The sequence below is a fragment of the Luteibacter aegosomatis genome, assembly GCF_023078455.1.
In the GTDB taxonomy this organism is placed as follows: domain Bacteria; phylum Pseudomonadota; class Gammaproteobacteria; order Xanthomonadales; family Rhodanobacteraceae; genus Luteibacter; species Luteibacter aegosomatis.
Map to the genome: position 1 here is coordinate 3455896 of NZ_CP095740.1, position 16570 is coordinate 3472465.

Annotated in this window: 12 protein-coding genes and 2 tRNA genes; 2 read left to right on the plus strand and 12 right to left on the minus strand. The window is 67.7% G+C overall.

Annotation, left to right across the window (positions count from 1 at the left end; all coding sequences use genetic code 11):
- Positions 1-8: 8 nt before the first annotated feature.
- The 4 genes from recD to L2Y94_RS15595 all read right to left on the minus strand — a co-directional run bounded on the left by recD (position 9) and on the right by L2Y94_RS15595 (position 9385).
- Positions 9-1883: an exodeoxyribonuclease V subunit alpha gene (gene recD, locus L2Y94_RS15580; RefSeq protein ID WP_247368440.1), complete on the minus strand. Its 1875-nt coding sequence runs from the start codon at positions 1881-1883 to the stop codon at positions 9-11.
- A complete protein-coding gene (gene recB, locus L2Y94_RS15585) occupies positions 1880-5527 on the minus strand; it encodes an exodeoxyribonuclease V subunit beta (protein ID WP_247368456.1) in 3648 nt (1215 codons plus the stop codon). The genes recD and recB overlap by 4 nt, the downstream gene beginning before the upstream one ends.
- Positions 5524-8946, minus strand: coding sequence for an exodeoxyribonuclease V subunit gamma (gene recC, locus L2Y94_RS15590; RefSeq protein ID WP_247368458.1), 3423 nt, complete (start codon positions 8944-8946; stop codon positions 5524-5526). Before recC ends, recB begins: the two co-directional genes overlap by 4 nt.
- 67 nt (positions 8947-9013) lie before the next feature.
- Positions 9014-9385, minus strand: a complete 372-nt coding sequence (locus L2Y94_RS15595) for a CopD family protein (protein ID WP_247375280.1) — start codon at positions 9383-9385, stop codon at positions 9014-9016.
- A gap of 213 nt (positions 9386-9598) precedes the next feature.
- Between L2Y94_RS15595 and L2Y94_RS15600 the strand changes: the two genes are divergently transcribed.
- Positions 9599-10321 (plus strand): YggN family protein, encoded by a 723-nt coding sequence (locus L2Y94_RS15600; protein ID WP_247368461.1) that lies wholly within the window; start codon positions 9599-9601, stop codon positions 10319-10321.
- 112 nt (positions 10322-10433) lie between these two features.
- On the opposite strand, the gene L2Y94_RS15605 is transcribed toward L2Y94_RS15600, so the two are convergent.
- Positions 10434-10508: transfer RNA gene (locus tag L2Y94_RS15605), tRNA-Val, on the minus strand.
- A gap of 58 nt (positions 10509-10566) precedes the next feature.
- The gene (gene uvrB, locus L2Y94_RS15610; RefSeq protein ID WP_247368462.1) at positions 10567-12591 is read right to left on the minus strand and encodes an excinuclease ABC subunit UvrB; all 2025 of its coding nucleotides are present in this window, start codon (positions 12589-12591) and stop codon (positions 10567-10569) included.
- Positions 12592-12719: 128 nt separating this feature from the next.
- On the opposite strand from uvrB, the gene L2Y94_RS21450 reads away from it, so the two are divergent.
- A complete protein-coding gene (locus L2Y94_RS21450) occupies positions 12720-13217 on the plus strand; it encodes a GspH/FimT family pseudopilin (protein WP_425602408.1) in 498 nt (165 codons plus the stop codon).
- A gap of 58 nt (positions 13218-13275) precedes the next feature.
- Here L2Y94_RS21450 and L2Y94_RS15625 read toward each other — a convergent pair.
- The 6 genes from L2Y94_RS15625 to ppnN form a co-directional block, all read right to left on the minus strand.
- Positions 13276-13352, minus strand: a tRNA-Asn gene (locus L2Y94_RS15625).
- A gap of 55 nt (positions 13353-13407) precedes the next feature.
- On the minus strand, positions 13408-14013 hold the full coding sequence (locus tag L2Y94_RS15630; protein ID WP_247368464.1) for a DNA-3-methyladenine glycosylase: 606 nt from the start codon (positions 14011-14013) through the stop codon (positions 13408-13410).
- The gene (locus L2Y94_RS15635) at positions 14010-14147 is read right to left on the minus strand and encodes a hypothetical protein (RefSeq protein ID WP_247368483.1); all 138 of its coding nucleotides are present in this window, start codon (positions 14145-14147) and stop codon (positions 14010-14012) included. Before L2Y94_RS15635 ends, L2Y94_RS15630 begins: the two co-directional genes overlap by 4 nt.
- Before the next feature lie 15 nt (positions 14148-14162).
- Positions 14163-14813 carry an SOS response-associated peptidase family protein gene (locus L2Y94_RS15640; protein ID WP_247368502.1) on the minus strand — a complete coding sequence of 217 codons (651 nt, stop codon included), beginning with the start codon at positions 14811-14813 and terminating at the stop codon, positions 14163-14165.
- An 82-nt stretch (positions 14814-14895) separates the two neighbouring features.
- The gene (locus L2Y94_RS15645; protein ID WP_144909760.1) at positions 14896-15051 is read right to left on the minus strand and encodes a DUF3309 domain-containing protein; all 156 of its coding nucleotides are present in this window, start codon (positions 15049-15051) and stop codon (positions 14896-14898) included.
- Positions 15052-15164: 113 nt separating this feature from the next.
- Positions 15165-16562: a nucleotide 5'-monophosphate nucleosidase PpnN gene (ppnN, locus tag L2Y94_RS15650; RefSeq protein WP_247368504.1), complete on the minus strand. Its 1398-nt coding sequence runs from the start codon at positions 16560-16562 to the stop codon at positions 15165-15167.
- Positions 16563-16570 lie beyond the last annotated feature (8 nt).

Here is a 16570-nt window from a genome sequence, read left to right on the forward strand (position 1 = left end):
GATGGGCGTCAGAGCAGGCGACGGAGCAAACCGGATGCCCGCTTCGTTTTCCTGCCGACGGCATACGCCACGATGTCGCCTCCTGCCAGCAGCGTGAAATGCGTCCGCGCACGGGTCACGCCCGTATAGAGCAACTCCCGCGTCAGCACCGGTGAGGGCTCTGCCGGCAACGCCAGGGCGGTGTGCTCGAACTCGGAGCCCTGCGATTTGTGCACCGTCATCGCATACACCGTGTCGACGGCGGCCAGTCGGCTGGGCACGACGAAGCGCACGCGCTCACGGCCGTGCTCATCCAGCAAGCCGAAAGCCACGCGCAAGGCCATGCCGCCCTGCCCGTCGGGAATCCACAACGTAACGCCGACATCGCCGTTCATCAGCCCCAGCGCGTAGTCGTTGCGGGTGACCATCACCGGGCGGCCTTCGTACCAGTCGCGCCCCGCATCGACGTAGCCGCGCTCGACCAGTCCCCGCGCGATGCGCTCGTTCTGCCCCACGACGCCGTGATCGCCGTGGCGGGACGCGCAGAGCAACTGGAAGCGCGCATGGGCACGCAATGCCCGGGAGCCCCATGCCTCGAAGGAAGCGAAAGGCGCGTCGGCCGCGGGCCGTTCGCGTTCGATCCAGTCGAACCAGGCACGATAGCCCGGCGCCCCGTCCCGTCCTTCGATGGCGAGCGTCGCGATGGCCGCCGCCGAAGGCGCATGCATGGCGATGTCACCCATGGACGACTCGAACGCGCGGCGGGCCGCCGCCGGGTCGCCGCGGTTGATCGCCGAAGCGAGTTCACCGATGCCGCTTTTCGCGCCGAAACGGTGGCTGTGCCGCAGCATCACCACGCGCTGGTCGAGGGCTCGGGCATCCCCGTCGCGCCAGGGCGACACGTCCATGCCGCAGACGGCGGCGAGCCAGCGCCAGGTGTCGGCGTCATAGTGCCCCGCATCGGCACGGGCGCAGAGATCGCCCAGTACGGCACCGGCCTCCACGGACGACAGCTGGTCCTTGTCGCCCAACAGCACCAGGCGCGCCCCGGCGGGCAGGGCATCGAGCGTCGCGGCCATGAGTTCGAGGTCGATCATCGACGCTTCGTCGATCACGAGCACGTCGAGGTGGAGGGGATCGTCGCGATCGTGACGGAACGCGCGGCTGTCGGGACGGCTGCCGAGCAACCGGTGCAAGGTGGCGACCTCGGCGGGAATCGCCTGCTTCACCGCCGGATCGACGTCCAGTCGCTCGATCTGCCCCGCGATGGAGGCATTGAGACGGGCCGCCGCCTTGCCGGTCGGTGCGGCCAGTCGGATACGCAGTCGCGGCTCGCCACGGCGATGGGCCAGGGTCTGCCACAGACCGAGCAGTCGCACCACCGTGGTGGTCTTGCCCGTGCCGGGGCCGCCGGTGATCACGGTGAAGGTACCGCGGGCGGCGACGGCGCAGGCGATCTTCTGCCAATCGGGCGTACCGCCGTCGCCGGGAAAAAGGCGCGACAGCTCGTCTTTCAGTTCGACGGGCGTATCGGCCGGCGCCAGGCGGCCCACGATGGCCTCGGCCACGCGAACCTCGTCGCGCCAGAACCGGCGCAGGTAAAGCAGCCCGCCATCCCATACCAGCGGCGCGGCGGGATCGCCCGCCGGACCCGCCACCAGGGGCGAGCCCGTGAGCCAGTCCGTCGCGTCGACGAGCCAGGGCTCCATCTGCCCGAGCGCCTCGACATCGATGCAGATATGGCCGTCGCCCAACTCGCGGCTCGCGAGCGCGGCAGCCGCGAGTACACGCGGTCCCGCCGACGCGTCGAGCGTCGCCAGGAAACGCGCGAAGGCGCGGTCGATGGGACGCAGGCGCCCTTCTTCCACGGCGACGTCGAGCCAGGTGTCGATGTCGAGGCTCATGCGCGCCCTCCGTCGAACAACACGTCGAGCGCATCGATCATCGCCTTCGTCGGCCGCTCCACGTGCACGCCGTGGCCGTCGCCGTCGACGCCGCGCAGGTAGAGATACACGGCGCCGCCGACATGGCGGTCGTAATCGTAATCGTGGCCCAATCGGGAACGAAGCAAGCGATGCAGCGCGAGCAGGTAGAGCGCGTATTGCAGTTCGTAGCGCGATCCCAGGATCGAGCGGCGCATCGCCGCAGGCGTATAGGCACGCTCATCGGTACCCAGCCAGTTCGACTTGTAGTCGATCACGTACCAGCGCCCTTCGTGTTCCACGATGAGATCGATGAACCCCTTGAGCATGCCGTTCACGCGATCGGACGACAAGGCCATGCGAGGTTCGCCGTCCAGGGTGTGCTCGCGCACGATGCGATCCAGCGCCAGGGTATCCACGTGGCGCGCCTCGAAAAGGAATTCGAGTTCGGCACGGTAGCGCGACGGGTCGCCCAGCGCGGCGAGCGCGAAGGCATCGCCGCCGGGCAAGGCCAGCGGCGTGTGAAGCAGGGACTGCAGCCATGCATGGAGTACGTCGATCCAGTGCGTCCAGCCCTGGCGTTCGCAACGGCGCGCGATCATGTCGCGCAGCCGCGCGGGGTCCGCGGCGATGGCGGAAAAGCCCTCTTCCGCGATCCATTCGAGCAGGTCGTGCAGGAACGTGCCTGCGTCCGCGCCGCGCGGAAAGCCGTGGATCGTCTCGGCACGCAAGGGCTCCACCACCGCTTCGGCGTCGTATTCCACGATGACGTCGTCGGCCGCCGTCTCCGGCGCCACCGCCTCGTCGTAGCGCAGACCGCTGTAGCTGGCGATGCGCCACGGCTCGGCACGCACGGCCACCGGCACGCGCGCCGGCGACGGCCGCGAATCGACCCGCGGCGGCGAGTAGCGATCGTCGGACGGCGCGGGCATGTACTCCACGGCGATCGCCTCGCTATCGCCCGCCATGCGTCGCAGGAGGCCCTCCAGCATGCCGTTGTCGATTTCGGCACCGCCCGCCAGCAGGTGGCCGAACGCCGAACGATGCACCTGCGGTTTGCGCGCCGCGTTGTAGCAGACCGGCGCGACGCCCATCCAGCACGCATGGCGCGCACGGGTCATGGCGACGTAGAGCAGGCGCAGGTCTTCCTGCAGCGCCGCCCGCTCGGCGGCTTCCTTCGCCTCGCGAACCGCATCGCCCGCGGCATCGTTGCTGGCGGAGAGCAATTCGATCCGCGAGCCCTCGCCGTCGTGGTAGCGATAGCCCTGTCCCGCGCGCAGGCCGCCCGCGCCACAGACGAAGGGCAGGAATACCAGCGGGTATTCCAGCCCCTTGGATTTGTGGATGGTCACCACCTTCACCAGGTCGTCGTCGCTCTCCAGGCGCACGATCTGCTCGTCGCCGGTATGGCCGGCACGATCGGCGATGCGCTCGGCGAGATGACGGATGAGCGCCTGCTCGCCTTCGATGGTCGACGCCGCCTGCTGCAACAGCTCGGCCAGGTGCAGCAGGTTGGTGAGGCTGCGCTCACCCCCCTTCGCGCCGAGCAGGCGCCCGGGCAGGTCGAAATCGTGCAGCAGGCGATGCAGCATCGCCAGCACGCCCGACTTCCGCCAGACCTCGCGCAAGGCGAAGAATTGCTGGCCACGCCGCTCCCAGTGGCCCTCGTCGGTGTTGAGCCGTTCCAGCTCGCCGTAACCGAGGTCCAGCGTGCGCGTCGCCAGCGCGGCGCGCATCGCCGTGTCGGACGAAGGCTCCGCCACCGCGCGCAACCAGAACGACACGTCGACGGCCTCGACGCTGTCGAGTACCGAATCGCGATCGGAAAGAAAGACACTGCGCACGTCGCGCGCATCCAGCGCATCGCGGATTTCCCGTGCCTCGTTGTGGCTGCGCACGAGGATGGCGATGTCGGCGGGCACGAGCGCCTGCAGGCGACCGTCATCCGTCAGGAATCCGCAGCGTCCTACCTTCGCCGCCTCCAGCAGGCGCACGATCCCGCTCGCGCAGGCGGCGGCCATCTGGTCGCGATAGGCGCGCACGCCGATCGGCGCCTCGTCGTCGAGCAGCCAGAAGCGGAGGGCCGGTTGCGCTTCGCCGTCGAACACGAAACGCTCCGCCCTGCCCCGCGCCTTCACCGGCACGAATGGCAGGCCGCGATCGGCGAAATGAAACGCGCCGGTCGCGTGCGATTCGGCATGGGCGAACACGGCATTCACCGCCTCGACCATGCCCAGGCTGGAGCGATGGTTGGTATCCAGGCCGTAATGCGGGGACCGTGCGTGCGTGCGCGCAGCGAGGTACGTGTGGATGTCGGCGCCGCGGAAGGCGTAGATCGCCTGCTTGGGATCGCCGATAAGCAGCAGGCCCGTATCCGGCGCGTTCGCGTAGACCGCCTGGAAGATACGGTACTGCAGCGGGTCGGTATCCTGGAATTCGTCGATGAGCGCCAGCGGATATTGCTGCCGGATCGTCGCCCCCAGGGTGTCGCCCGAGGGCGACGCCAGCGCCGCATCCAGCCTCAGCAGCAGGTCGTCGAAGCCGATCTGCGCACGGCGGCGCTTCTGCGCGGCGAAACGCTCGCGCACCCACGGGAGGGCATCGGCGAGGATCGCGTGGCGCACGTCGACCTTGCCCGCTTGCCATTCGTTCCAGTGCTCCAGCGCGGCGAACGCCGGATGCTCCGGGCGCGCCTTGCCCTTGCCCGTGGCCTTGGCCAGGCGCGACAGGCCATAGCGCGCGATGTCGAAGCCGGCGGCGTCGCGCGTCGCCGCCCAACGGCGCATCGCGGCCATGTCGGCGGGCATGCGGTCGGGCTTGTACCAACCGTTGTGCAGCACCTTGTCGCGCACCGCCTCGACGAGGATCCCCTCGATGCGCTCCGCGTCGGCCAGCCATGACGCGGCGGCGGCGTCGAGACGACGGCGGTCCTCCTCGTCCCATGCACGACGCCGATCGATGACATCGCCGATCGCCGCACCGTCGGCCAGCGGCTCGCCATTGACGCGCAACGCGGCCTCGCCGCCGAACAACAGCGGCCTGAGGTCCGACAACAAGGCGTCCGGCGTGGTCCATGCTTCCAGCACGGGCGCCAGTCCGGCCTCATCGAGTGGATAGAACGCCTGTCGCCAGTAGTCGCGCACGCCGTCGGCAAGCAGTTCGGTCTCGTCCGGCTCCAGGGTCTCCGCGAACGCATGGCCACTGCCGAAGGCGTGCTGGACCAGCATGCGCTGGCTCCAGCCGTGGATGGTGAAGATCGCCGCCTCGTCCATCCATTGGGCGGCCAGTTCGAGACGGCGCGCGCAGGCGGCATGCGAGTCGGCGGGAAGACCGGCGAGCAGTCCCCCGAGGAAGGCGTCGCCTCCGCGCCCCTGGCGGAAAGCGCGCGAAGCCTCCACCAGCCGCGCGCGGATGCGCTCGCGCAGTTCCTGCGTGGCCGCCTCCGTGAAGGTCACCACCAGCACCTGCGGCGGCAACAGCGGCTGCGCCATGCCGTGACCCAGCACCGCGCGCACGTAGAGCGCGGCGATGGTCCAGGTCTTGCCGGTGCCGGCGCTGGCCTCGATGAGGCGCACGCCGTCCAGCGGCATGTCCAGCGGATTCAACGTCTCCACGGCGGCGTTCATGCCGGCTCCACGCGCAGGGCGGACAGGAAATCCCGGTAAGGCGCCAGGTGTTCGGCGAAACCGGCACCCGCCAACGCGTCGAAATCCGGCCAGGCGCGCGCAAGGTAAGGATCGCCGTCCACCTCGCCGCGCATGCGGTCGCTCAGGCCTTCGTAGGCGGCCCGCGCGCGCCGGGGGGCGTCGTCGACATCCCCCGCCAGCCACGCGAGCGCCGTACGCACCGCGACGGGAAGCGGCCGGGCCATGCCTTCGCGCCATTCGTTCAACAGGACGGCGAGCATCGCCCGCGCCTCATGCGCGTCGATCGGCGACATGACGACGGTCGCATCGGGACCGACGTAGCGGGTTTCCACGGGCATCCCCGCCGCCTGGGCGACGAGGTGATCGATCCACGGCATCACGAGACGATGCGCGCGCGGCGAGCCGTCGGCATCGAGTACGCCCGACGGCGACGGCAACAGGGCCGCGAGATGCCCCTCGGCATCCGCGCGCAGGTCGGACGGCCAGTCTTCGATGACGATGCCGTCGATATCCAGGCGGATTTCGCGCTTGCCGGCGTCGAGGGGCCAGGCCCTGCGCTCGGCGGCGACGCGTGCATGCACGGACGCCGCCACGTCGGTGAGATCGCGTCGCGCGGATGCGGCAAAGCCGCCCATGGGCAGCGCGCCGGCACGCTGGAGACGCGCGGCGGCGGCGTCGATCGCGAGGCTCGCCTCGCTCTCGTCCCGCCTTGCGGCGCGCAGCAGCGTGTCCGTCATGGCGAAGCGATCCAGGCCATCGAGCGCGAATGGCTCCAGTTCCTCGCTGGCGACATCCGGCGCGTCGAAGCGCACACCGAGCCGGGCCTGGAAGAACTCGCGGACGGGATGGCGCAGGAAACGGCGCAGCACGGCAAGCGCGATCGGTCGTTCGACCGACACAGGTGGAAGCATGGCGTCCGGGATTCGGTCCCGTCGGCCATGCGCTTCGCGCCATTCGTCGGCGTAGGTGAACAGGCGAGGATCGCCCGCCTGGAAATACGCACGGCCGAACGGTTGCAGGGGGTGCATGACGGTGAGGTCGTCGAGGATGCTCCCGCCGTCTTCCGCGCGCCAACCGGCGTCGAGGTAGTCGCGCAACTGGCCCACGAGCACCGACGGCGCGCGTTCGCTGTTGTCGCGCACGCTGCGCCCCACCCAACCGATGTGCAGCGCGTCGCGCGCCGAAAGCAAGGCCTCGAGGAAGAGATAGCGGTCGTCCTCGCGACGGGAACGATCACCGGGGCGCCACGCGCCCCTGCGGGACATCAGGTCGAAGTCCATCGGCGGCCGGGCGCGGGGATAGTCGCCGTCGTTCATGCCCAGCAGGCATACCAGACGAAACGGGATGGCGCGCATCGGCATCAGCGTGCCGAAACTCACCGCCCCGGCGAGGAATCGCTTGGAAAGGCCACCGTCGTCGATCTGCCCCAGCCAGGCCTCACGCACCACGTCGACGGGCAAGGGCTCGTCGAAGCCCGCGCCGGCGCAAGCGGTTTCCCAGGCATCGAGGGCCTCGTGCAGGCGCTGCAGGCGCATGCGGTCTTCGGCGTCGGACGGCTCGAAGAAATCGCGCAGCAACACCCGCAGGCGCGTCGCCCATGCCGCGGGCGAAACGCGCTCGGCCAAGGCGCGCCAATGGCGTCCCAGCCGGTCGAGCAGTTCGGCCAGGGGGCCGATCAGATGGGCATCCAGGCCGCCGACCTCGCCATAAGGCTCGATGTCGCCCCAGGCTTCGCCGTTGCCCACCGCATAACCGAGCAGCATGCGCCGGAGCCCGAAGGCCCAGGTGTTCTGCTCCAGGGCCGGCAGGCCGAGCGATGCGCGCTGCGAGGCATCGAGGCCCCAGCGTATACCCGCCCCCTCCACCCAGCGATGCAGCAACGGAAGATCGTCGTCGCCGAACCCGAGGCGTTTGCGCACCGCGGGCACGTCGAGGAGATCGGCCAGTTCGCCCGCTCCGAAGCGCGATTCGGTCAGCCCCAGCAGCATGTCTAGCGCCATCACCAGCGGCACGCTACCGCGCGAGGCGCGATCGGCCACGCTGTACGGCACGTAACGCGGGTCGTCGCGCGGCACGCGGCCGAACACGGCATCGATGTGCGGGCCGTAGGTTTCGATGTCGGGCACCATGACGATCACGTCGCGCGGATGGATCGGATCGCCCGCCCTCGCCGTGGCTTCGAAACGTGCCAGCAACTGATCGTGGAGGATCTCCACCTCGCGCTGCGGTGAATGCGCGACGTGGAAAACGATGGACGTGTCGCCGGCGGCCCAGGTCGCGGGTTCGGCGGGCAACGGCTCCAGGTCGAGGATCGCCTGTTGCACCTGCCCCAGCAGGTTCGCACCGGAAGGCTCCACGAAGAGATCGATGCGCTGGTCCCACGCGCTGAACCGCTCCCGGTACGTTTCCGGATGGTCGAACTCGTCGAGCAGCCGGATGTAGTCGCGCCCCTGCTTGCCCCACGAAGCGAGCAAGGGGTGGGCATGCAGATGCATGTCTTCGGCCGACGGCATGGACGGCATGCCCGGCTTCGCCTGTTGGCGACGTCGTTCCGCGCGCAGCAACTCGCGATCGTCGACGATGTCGGCCCAGTAATGGCGGCAGGGATTCATCACCACCAGCAGCACCTGGGACCAGCGCGACAGCGCCGACAGCGCTTCCAGCGTCTGTCGCGGCAGCGATGACATGCCGAACACCACGATGCGCCTCGGCAGCGTGGCCGGTCGTTCGCCGCCATGCTCCACCGCCTCGAGGAACCGCGCATGGACGGCGGCACGATGGCTTTCCGCTTCCCCCGGCCCCACGTCGTCGAGCAGCCGGCGCCAGAGCGCCGCCTGCCAGCGATCGGCCGGCGCCATGGACGGCGCGCCGCCCCGCGCATCGCGAAGGACGTCGTCGCCGCGCGCCCAGTCGTGCAGCCAGTCGGCGCGATAGACCTGGTACTGGTCATAGAGGTCGGCCAGCCGCTCGGCCAGTTGGTGGCATTTGCGCGCGTCGCTGCCGTCGCCGAGGAACGCCGCGAGCGGCTCGAAGGTGGATTCGCGGGCCACGGACGGCAAGAGGCGCATCAGGCGCCAGACCAGTCTCGACTTGTCGAAGGGCGACTCCGGCGGAACCGCCTCGCGGCCGAGCACGGCGCGATAGGCATCCCACAGGAAGCGGCCGGGCAGCTCGACGTCCACCGCCGCCGCGATGCCGAGGCCGCCCTCGTCGACGCCCCGCGCCAAGGCCAGGCGAAACCACTGCGCGATGCCGTTGGACTGCACCAGCACGCGCTCGTCCTCCAGCGGCGACAGGGGCGTACGGCGCAGCCAGCCGGCGAGCACGTCGCGCAGTTCCTCCAGGCGATTGCCGTGGAGGACCATGAGACCCGGGGCGATGGTATCGGTAGCGCTCAAGGGTTCCCTTTACGCAGGCGGTGGACCGCATCGATGGTGCACGAACGCTGTCGCGGGACGTGCGACGTCAGAACGGCTTGGCGACCACGAGGAAGACGATGGCCAGCAGCACCAGCACGGGTAGCTCGTTGAGAAGGCGCAACGTCTTGCCCGAGGGCAACGTGCCGCCGGCCACGCTCCGCTTGAGCAGGCGCCCTGTCCAGATGAAGTAGGCCAACATCAACGCCACGAGCGCGAGCTTGGCGTGCAGCCAGCCGCCGGCGATATGGAAATAGAGCCAGAGCACGAGGCCGAAGAGAAACGCCATGCCGAACATGCTGTGGCCGAACTTGTAGAGGCGTCGGCCCATGAGGTGCAGGCGGTCCCTGACCGCTACGGGCTCGTTCGCCACCTCGGTCACGTTCACCAGGATGCGCGGGAGGTAGAACACCGTGGCCATCCAGGCGATGACGAACACGATGTGCAGCGACTTGACGATCAGGTAGGCCACCGTGGGGTACTCCGCCAGGAAAGCCGCAGTTTAGCCGGTCGCAAGCACGGAAGGATGCGGCGTTGTGCCCCGGACCGGCAAGGGATCGTGGACACCGCCGACATACCGCGCCGACTCCTAAGGGAATACTCAAGGCGACACGACAACCGACAAGGGACGTTCATGGCCGTACACAGGAAGAAATGGGATCAGCCCAAGCGTGGCGTTGTGCCGCCCGGCGAGCCGCCTCATGATGGCGGCATGGAATCCAGAATCGCCACCCTCGAAGTCGACATGAAATACGTCCGCCGCGACCTCGACGAGGTGCGCGACGACGTGCGCGTGATCCGCGACCGCGTGGGCTCCATTGAGACGACGCTGGCTGGCATGTCCGCCAGATCCGAAGCGGGATTCGATGCCGTGGACACGCGGTTCGAATCCATGGAGTCGAGGCTCGATGCGAAGTTCGACGCCGTGGACGCGAAATTCGAAGCGAAGTTCGAGGCGATGGACGCGAAATTCCACGCCATGGATGCGAAGTTCGACGCCATGGACGCGAAGTTCGAAGCGAAGTTCGAGGCGATGGACGCGAAGTTCGATGCCATGGATGCGAAGTTCGATGCCATGGATGCGAAGTTCGATGCCATGAACGCGAAATTCGACGGCTCGGAAGGCCGGTCGGACGCGAGGTTCAAGGGCCTGGACGACAAGTTCGAGGCGAAATTCGAAGCGATCATGGCGAAACTCGAAAAGCTCGATGCCTTTCCAACGAAGCTACAGCTTTCCCTATGGTTTGGTGGCGCCATGCTCTTTTTCCTGAGCTGCACGGTCGCCATCATCGCGGTCTTGCTCAGGATGATGGGGCACACCGATCTGGCAAACGTGGTCGAGGCCGTGCGCGGCTGACGCCTGACGCCGCTTACCCGCCCAGACGCGGGGCAACAAAAGCGGGGCAATAAAAAAGGAGCCGCAGGGCTCCTTTCTTTCTTTCTTCAGGTCACTTCCCGATGGAGGAAAGTGGTGGGCGGTACAAGGATCGAACTTGTGACCCCTACCATGTCAAGGTAGTGCTCTACCGCTGAGCTAACCGCCCGAAGAGCTGCGCAGTTTAGCGGCAGCCACCCCCTCGTGCAAGGGGGGTGGCCCGAAAATCAGCGCAAGGCCTTTTCCCGGAGGCGGTGGATCTCGTCACGGAGCTTGCCGGCCTCCTCGAATTCGAGGTTCTGGGCGTGCTTGTACATGCGGGCCTCGAGCTTCTTGATCAGGGAGCCTGCCTGCTCGGGGCTGAGGGCGGCGTAATCGGCCGCCTCTTCGGCCACCTTCCGGATCGTCTCCTTGCCCTTCCTGCCCTTGCCGCGCGAGCCCACGTCGGCCCGGGCACCTTCCATGATGTCGGCGATACGCCGGACCACCGTCTTCGGCGTGATGCCGTTGGCGGCGTTGTACTCCATCTGCTTCTCGCGACGACGGGCCGTCTCGTCCATCGCCTCCTTCATCGAGCCAGTGATCTCGTCGGCGTAGAGAATCGCCTTGCCGCGAACGTTGCGCGCCGCGCGGCCGATGGTCTGGATCAGCGAACGCGTGGAACGCAGGAAGCCTTCCTTGTCGGCGTCGAGCACGGCCACCAGCGAGACCTCGGGCATGTCCAGGCCCTCGCGGAGCAGGTTGATGCCCACCAGCACGTCGAATTCGCCGAGGCGCAGGTCGCGGATGATCTCGGTGCGCTCGACGGTGTCGATGTCCGAGTGCAGGTAGCGCACCTTCACCTCGTGTTCGGAGAGGTAGTCGGTGAGGTTTTCGGCCATGCGCTTGGTGAGCGTGGTGACCAGTACGCGGTCGCCCATGGCGACGCGCTTGTGGATCTCGCCGAGCAGGTCGTCCACCTGCGTGCGCACGGGGCGCACTTCCACCTCGGGATCGATGAGGCCCGTCGGACGCACCACGAGTTCGACGATGTTGTCGTCGGCCTGTTCCAGTTCGTACTTCGCCGGCGTGGCGGACACGTAGATCGCACGCGGCTTGCGGCGCTCCCATTCCTCGAAGCGCAGGGGACGGTTGTCCATGGCGGACGGGAGGCGGAAACCGAACTCCACGAGGGTTTCCTTGCGCGAACGGTCGCCCTTGTACATGGCGCCGAGCTGCGGCACGGTCACGTGCGATTCGTCGACCACCATCAGCGCGTCCGGCGGAAGATAGTCGAACAACGTCGGCGGCGGCTCGCCGGGGCCGCGCCGGGTCATGTGACGCGAGTAGTTCTCGATGCCCTGGCAGAAACCCACCTCGGCCATCATCTCCAGGTCGAAACGCGTGCGCTGCTCCAGGCGCTGCGCTTCCACCAGCTTATTGTCGCGATATAGCTGCTCCAACCGCTCGGCAAGCTCGATCTTGATCGTCTCCATCGCGTTCAGCACGCTCTGGCGTGTCGTCGCGTAATGGGTTTTCGGATAGACGGTGTACCGCGGCACCTTGCGCAGCACCTCGCCCGTGAGCGGATCGAACAGCGACAGGTTTTCCACGTCGCCGTCGAACAGTTCGATGCGCAAGGCTTCGCTTTCCGACTCCGCCGGGAACACGTCGATGATTTCGCCACGCACGCGATACGTACCGCGGCGCAGCTCCATCTCGTTGCGCACGTATTGCAGCTCCGTCAACTGGCGGATCAGCGCGCGTTGCTCGATATGCTCGCCACGGGAAAGAATCAGGCGGAGACTCATGTAGTCCTCCGGGTCGCCCAGGCCGTAGATGGCCGACACGGTGGCCACGATCAGCGAGTCCCGCCGCGACAGCAACGCCTTGGTGGCGGCCAGACGCATCTGCTCGATGTGATCGTTGATGCTCGAATCCTTCTCGATGAAGGTATCCGAGGCCACCACATAGGCCTCCGGCTGGTAGTAGTCGTAGTAGCTCACGAAGTACTCCACCGCGTTATGCGGGAAGAACTCCTTGAATTCGCCATAGAGCTGGGCCGCCAGGGTCTTGTTCGGCGCCAGCACGATGGTCGGCTTCTGCACCTGGGCGACTACGTTCGCGATCGTGAAGGTCTTGCCCGATCCGGTGACGCCGAGCAGCGTCTGGGCGGCTAGGCCCGCCTCGAAGCCGTCCACGAGCTTGCGGATGGCATTGGGCTGGTCGCCGGAGGGCTGGTAGGGAGAGACGAGCTGGAAGCGATCGGTCATGGCTGACGATATGCGGGCTCAAAGGCTAAGTTTAAAGCGACGGCGCCTACGGGACGTGATGCAGCGCACCCCTACTCCGCACCCCACCTCGACGTCCAGCATTCGGCGCTTTTCACGGCGCCGAACCCATGCCCCATCATCCCCATCGAGGCTTCACCCTTACCGAACTTCTCGCCGTCCTCGTCATCGTGGGCCTGACCGCGGCCCTCGCTGTCCCAGCCCTCACCGACGCCCTGGACCGGCGGCGCATCCGCCACGCTGCCGAAGCGCTGCGCGACGACCTCGATCATGCCCGCCTCGAGGCCGTGACCAGCGCTCGAGCGGTGCGGGTCATGCCCCGCCCAGGCATCCGGGGCTGGGCGGGCGGATGGATAGCGCGACGCGGATACCTGCCCTTGTGGGCCGCGAGCGGCGAGCCCCTGGATGCACGCCTGCGTAGTGCCCACGCGCGTCCCTCGCTGTCCTTCGGCCCGGATGGCGGAACGGGCGACAACCAGACCATCACCTTCTGCGTACGGGGCAAGCGGGCATTCGCCCTGAGTGTCGTCATCGCCAAGGCGGGGCGTGCTCGCGTCATGCCCGCCGAAGACGAGCCCTTCGCGTCATGTTCGGGAAGGCGAAACTGAAAACGCCGCGACGACGCAAAGAAAAAGCCGCGCATCGCTGCACGGCTTTTCAAGAACCTGGCGCCCGAAGTTGGACTCGAACCAACGACCCCCTGATTAACAGTCAAGTGCTCTAACCGGCTGAGCTATTCGGGCGGGGAGCCACGTATTTTGTGGATATGGGAGGGGGCTGTCAAGCGTCTGCGATCGCTCAGGGCCTGGATACGTGAGGATTCCCCGCGACGTACCACCGCCAGAGCAAATCCGTGCCTTCACGAATGCCGATTCGAGCGGACCCGGGGACGTTTTCCGGCGCGGGCACGCCATCGTCGAGCATCGCGTACCCCTCTCGCGGGCGCACGAGATCGATGCCGTTCTGCTCGCCAGTGATGCCCAGCGCCTGGGCGAGCCGCGCCGGGCCGCTACACAGTTCGCGATCCTTCTTCGCCTTCGGCCGCGCGGCGCGCATCCGTTCGATGCCGGCGACCGGCTCCAGCGCGCGAAACAACACGCCCGAACCCTCCCCCTCGTCGCCGCAGACGACGTTGGCGCACCAGTGCATGCCGTAGGTGAAGTAGACATACATGTGGCCCGGCGGGCCGAACATGACCGCGTTTCGCGCGGTCTTGCCACGGAACGTGTGGGCCGCCGGGTCGATGGCGCCCACGTAGGCCTCGACTTCGACCACGCGCCCCGCGCGCCCGTCGGCGACGGCCAGCACCTTGTTGAGCAATTCGGGCCCGACGAGGCGCGGATCGCGCCGGAAGAAGTCGCGGCCCAGAATCTCACCCGGCCAGCGAACCCGCGATGGCGTCATGCGTGCTCCGGCGCTTCGCCGTCGGTGTCCGGGTCGGGGCCGGGCCGCTTCACCGGCTCGTCGTCCGTCGGCGGTGGGAACGTGCCGGGCGGCTTGCGCTCGGTATCGGGAACGGGGCGGCGGGCACGCGACATGACGGACTCCGTGGTTCAGGCGGGTTGTCCATCTCCCGCCCAGGCACGCGACGATACCGGCGCGCGGTAGGTCGACGCATAGTACCGAAGCTCGGTCGACGGCGCGTCGTCGAGGACGCCCCGGGCGATCCGCACGTTACCGGCGAGCCATGCCGACCATGCGTGAGGTGGCACGACCACCGGTTCGCGCGTGGTGGTGAGGTGCCGCGCCAACAGGGTGTACGAGAGTACGCCGTCGCCGGACAGATTCCACACTCCCGCCATGCAGATGAGGCGATCCCTTATGGGTCGGGCGAGCAAGGTACTCCCTCGCTCGCCTTCCGCGCCCATGACGAAGATTCCCGTGGCGGGAACGAGGCAGCGACGGCTGAGGAATGCCTCCCGGTACGCCGGCCGTTCCGTCACCGTGCGAGCGTCGACGAACGCGGTGCGATAGGCCAGCCACGGTCTGGCCGACCATGAGGGCAGCATGCCCCAACGCTTTCCGTGCAGGGATGGATGGCCGTCGACGCAGCAGACCACGGGCGCATAGCTACCCGGCTCGATCCGCGGAAATACGCCGTAGGCACCGAGCGCGGACCTGGCATCGATGCCAAGGTCGCGCAGCGCGTTCCGTGTGCCACGGGTCACCGCCCAGGGCGGCATGAGTTCGTAACAGGCTTCCATGCCGCGCATCCTGGACCGGACGGTACGCGACGGAACGTGCATGCGTCGCAGCCGGGGAAACCCGGCCGCGAACGCATAGGGATCAGAAAACGCCGAGCAGCCAGCACACGAGGATGATGGCGAGGATAACGCCGATACCGCCGCTGGGGCCGTAGCCCCACGTGCTCGAGTAGCCCCAGGTCGGCAGGCCGCCGATGAGCGCGATCACGAGAACGACGAGCAGGATGGTGATGAGCATGGGGACTTCCCTCCGTCGGTTTGGACGGGTCGCATGGTCGCGTGGGAGGCCGTTTACAAGGCGTGACGCCGGAGCCAAGCCCCGGCGTCACGTTCAGCGGGCGGATGGCCGTGTCAGGTGCGCACCACGTAGCAGGGCTCATAGGCGGTGCCGCCGGGGAGCTTCATGCGATGCTGCTCCACGAAGGCCTTCAGCAGGTCGTCGAGGGCGAGCATGACGTCGGCCTCGCCGTCGATCACGAACGGGCCATGCTCGGCGATGGCGCGCACGCCCTCCTCCTTGACGTTGCCCGCGACGATGCCCGAGAACGCGCGGCGCAGGTCGGCCGCCAGTTCGTGGCGCGGACGGTCGCGATGCAACGCCAGCGACCCCATCGCTTCGTGCGTGGGACGGAACGGCTGCTGGAACGGCAGCGGGATGTCCAGCGCCCAGTTGAAGAAGAACGCGTCCTTGTTGTCGAGGCGGTGGTTGCGCACCTTGTCGATGCCCGACACCATCGCATGGGCCACGGCGGCGGGATCGTCGATGATGATGCGGTAATGCTTCGACACGTCGTCGCCCAGGCACAGGCGAAGGAAGCGGTCGATCTGCTCGAAGTACGGCGCCGACTTCTGCGGGCCGGTGAAGATCAGCGGGAACGGAATGCCCTTGTTCTGCGGCAACAGCAGGATACCGAGCATGTAGAGGATTTCTTCCGCCGTGCCGACGCCCCCCGGGAACACGATGATGCCGTGGCCGAGGCGCACGAACGCTTCGAGACGCTTCTCGATGTCCGGCATGATCACCAGGTTGTTGACGATCGGGTTCGGCGACTCCGCGGCGATGATGCCCGGCTCGGTCACGCCGATGTAGCGGTTACCCTTGCGACGCTGCTTGGCGTGGGCGATGGTCGCGCCCTTCATCGGACCCTTCATCGCGCCGGGGCCGCAGCCCGTGCAGATGTCCAGGCCGCGCAGACCGAGCTGGTAACCCACCCGCTTGGTGTATTCGTACTCGTCGCGGGAGATCGAGTGGCCGCCCCAGCAGACGACGAGGTTGGGATCGACCTGCGGACGCAGGATGCGCGAGTTGCGCAGGATCTCGAACACGGCATGGGTGATGCCCACGGTGTCGTCGAGGTCGAAACCGCCGCTCTCCAGCTGCGTGGAGACGTAGACGATGTCGCGCACCACGGCGACGAGCAGTTCGTTGATGCCGCGGATGATGCGGCCGTCGACGAAGGCCTGTTCGGGCGCGTTCTTCAGTTCGATCTTGATGCCGCGGTCTTCCTGCAGCACCTGGATGTCGAAGTCGGGGTACTGCTCGAAGATCGAGCCCGGATCGTCGGAGAGGTTGCCCGAGGTGAGCACGGCCAGCGCGCAGCGACGCAGCAGTTGATGCAGCCCGGACCCGCTCGCGTCGCGCAGGCGCGCGACTTCGTTGCGGGAGAGGATATCGAGGCCGCCTGCCGGCGAAACGCGGGCGCTGACCGTCTTGCCGGAGACCGGCTCCCCGAACTGGATGGCATTCATGGTGTTAC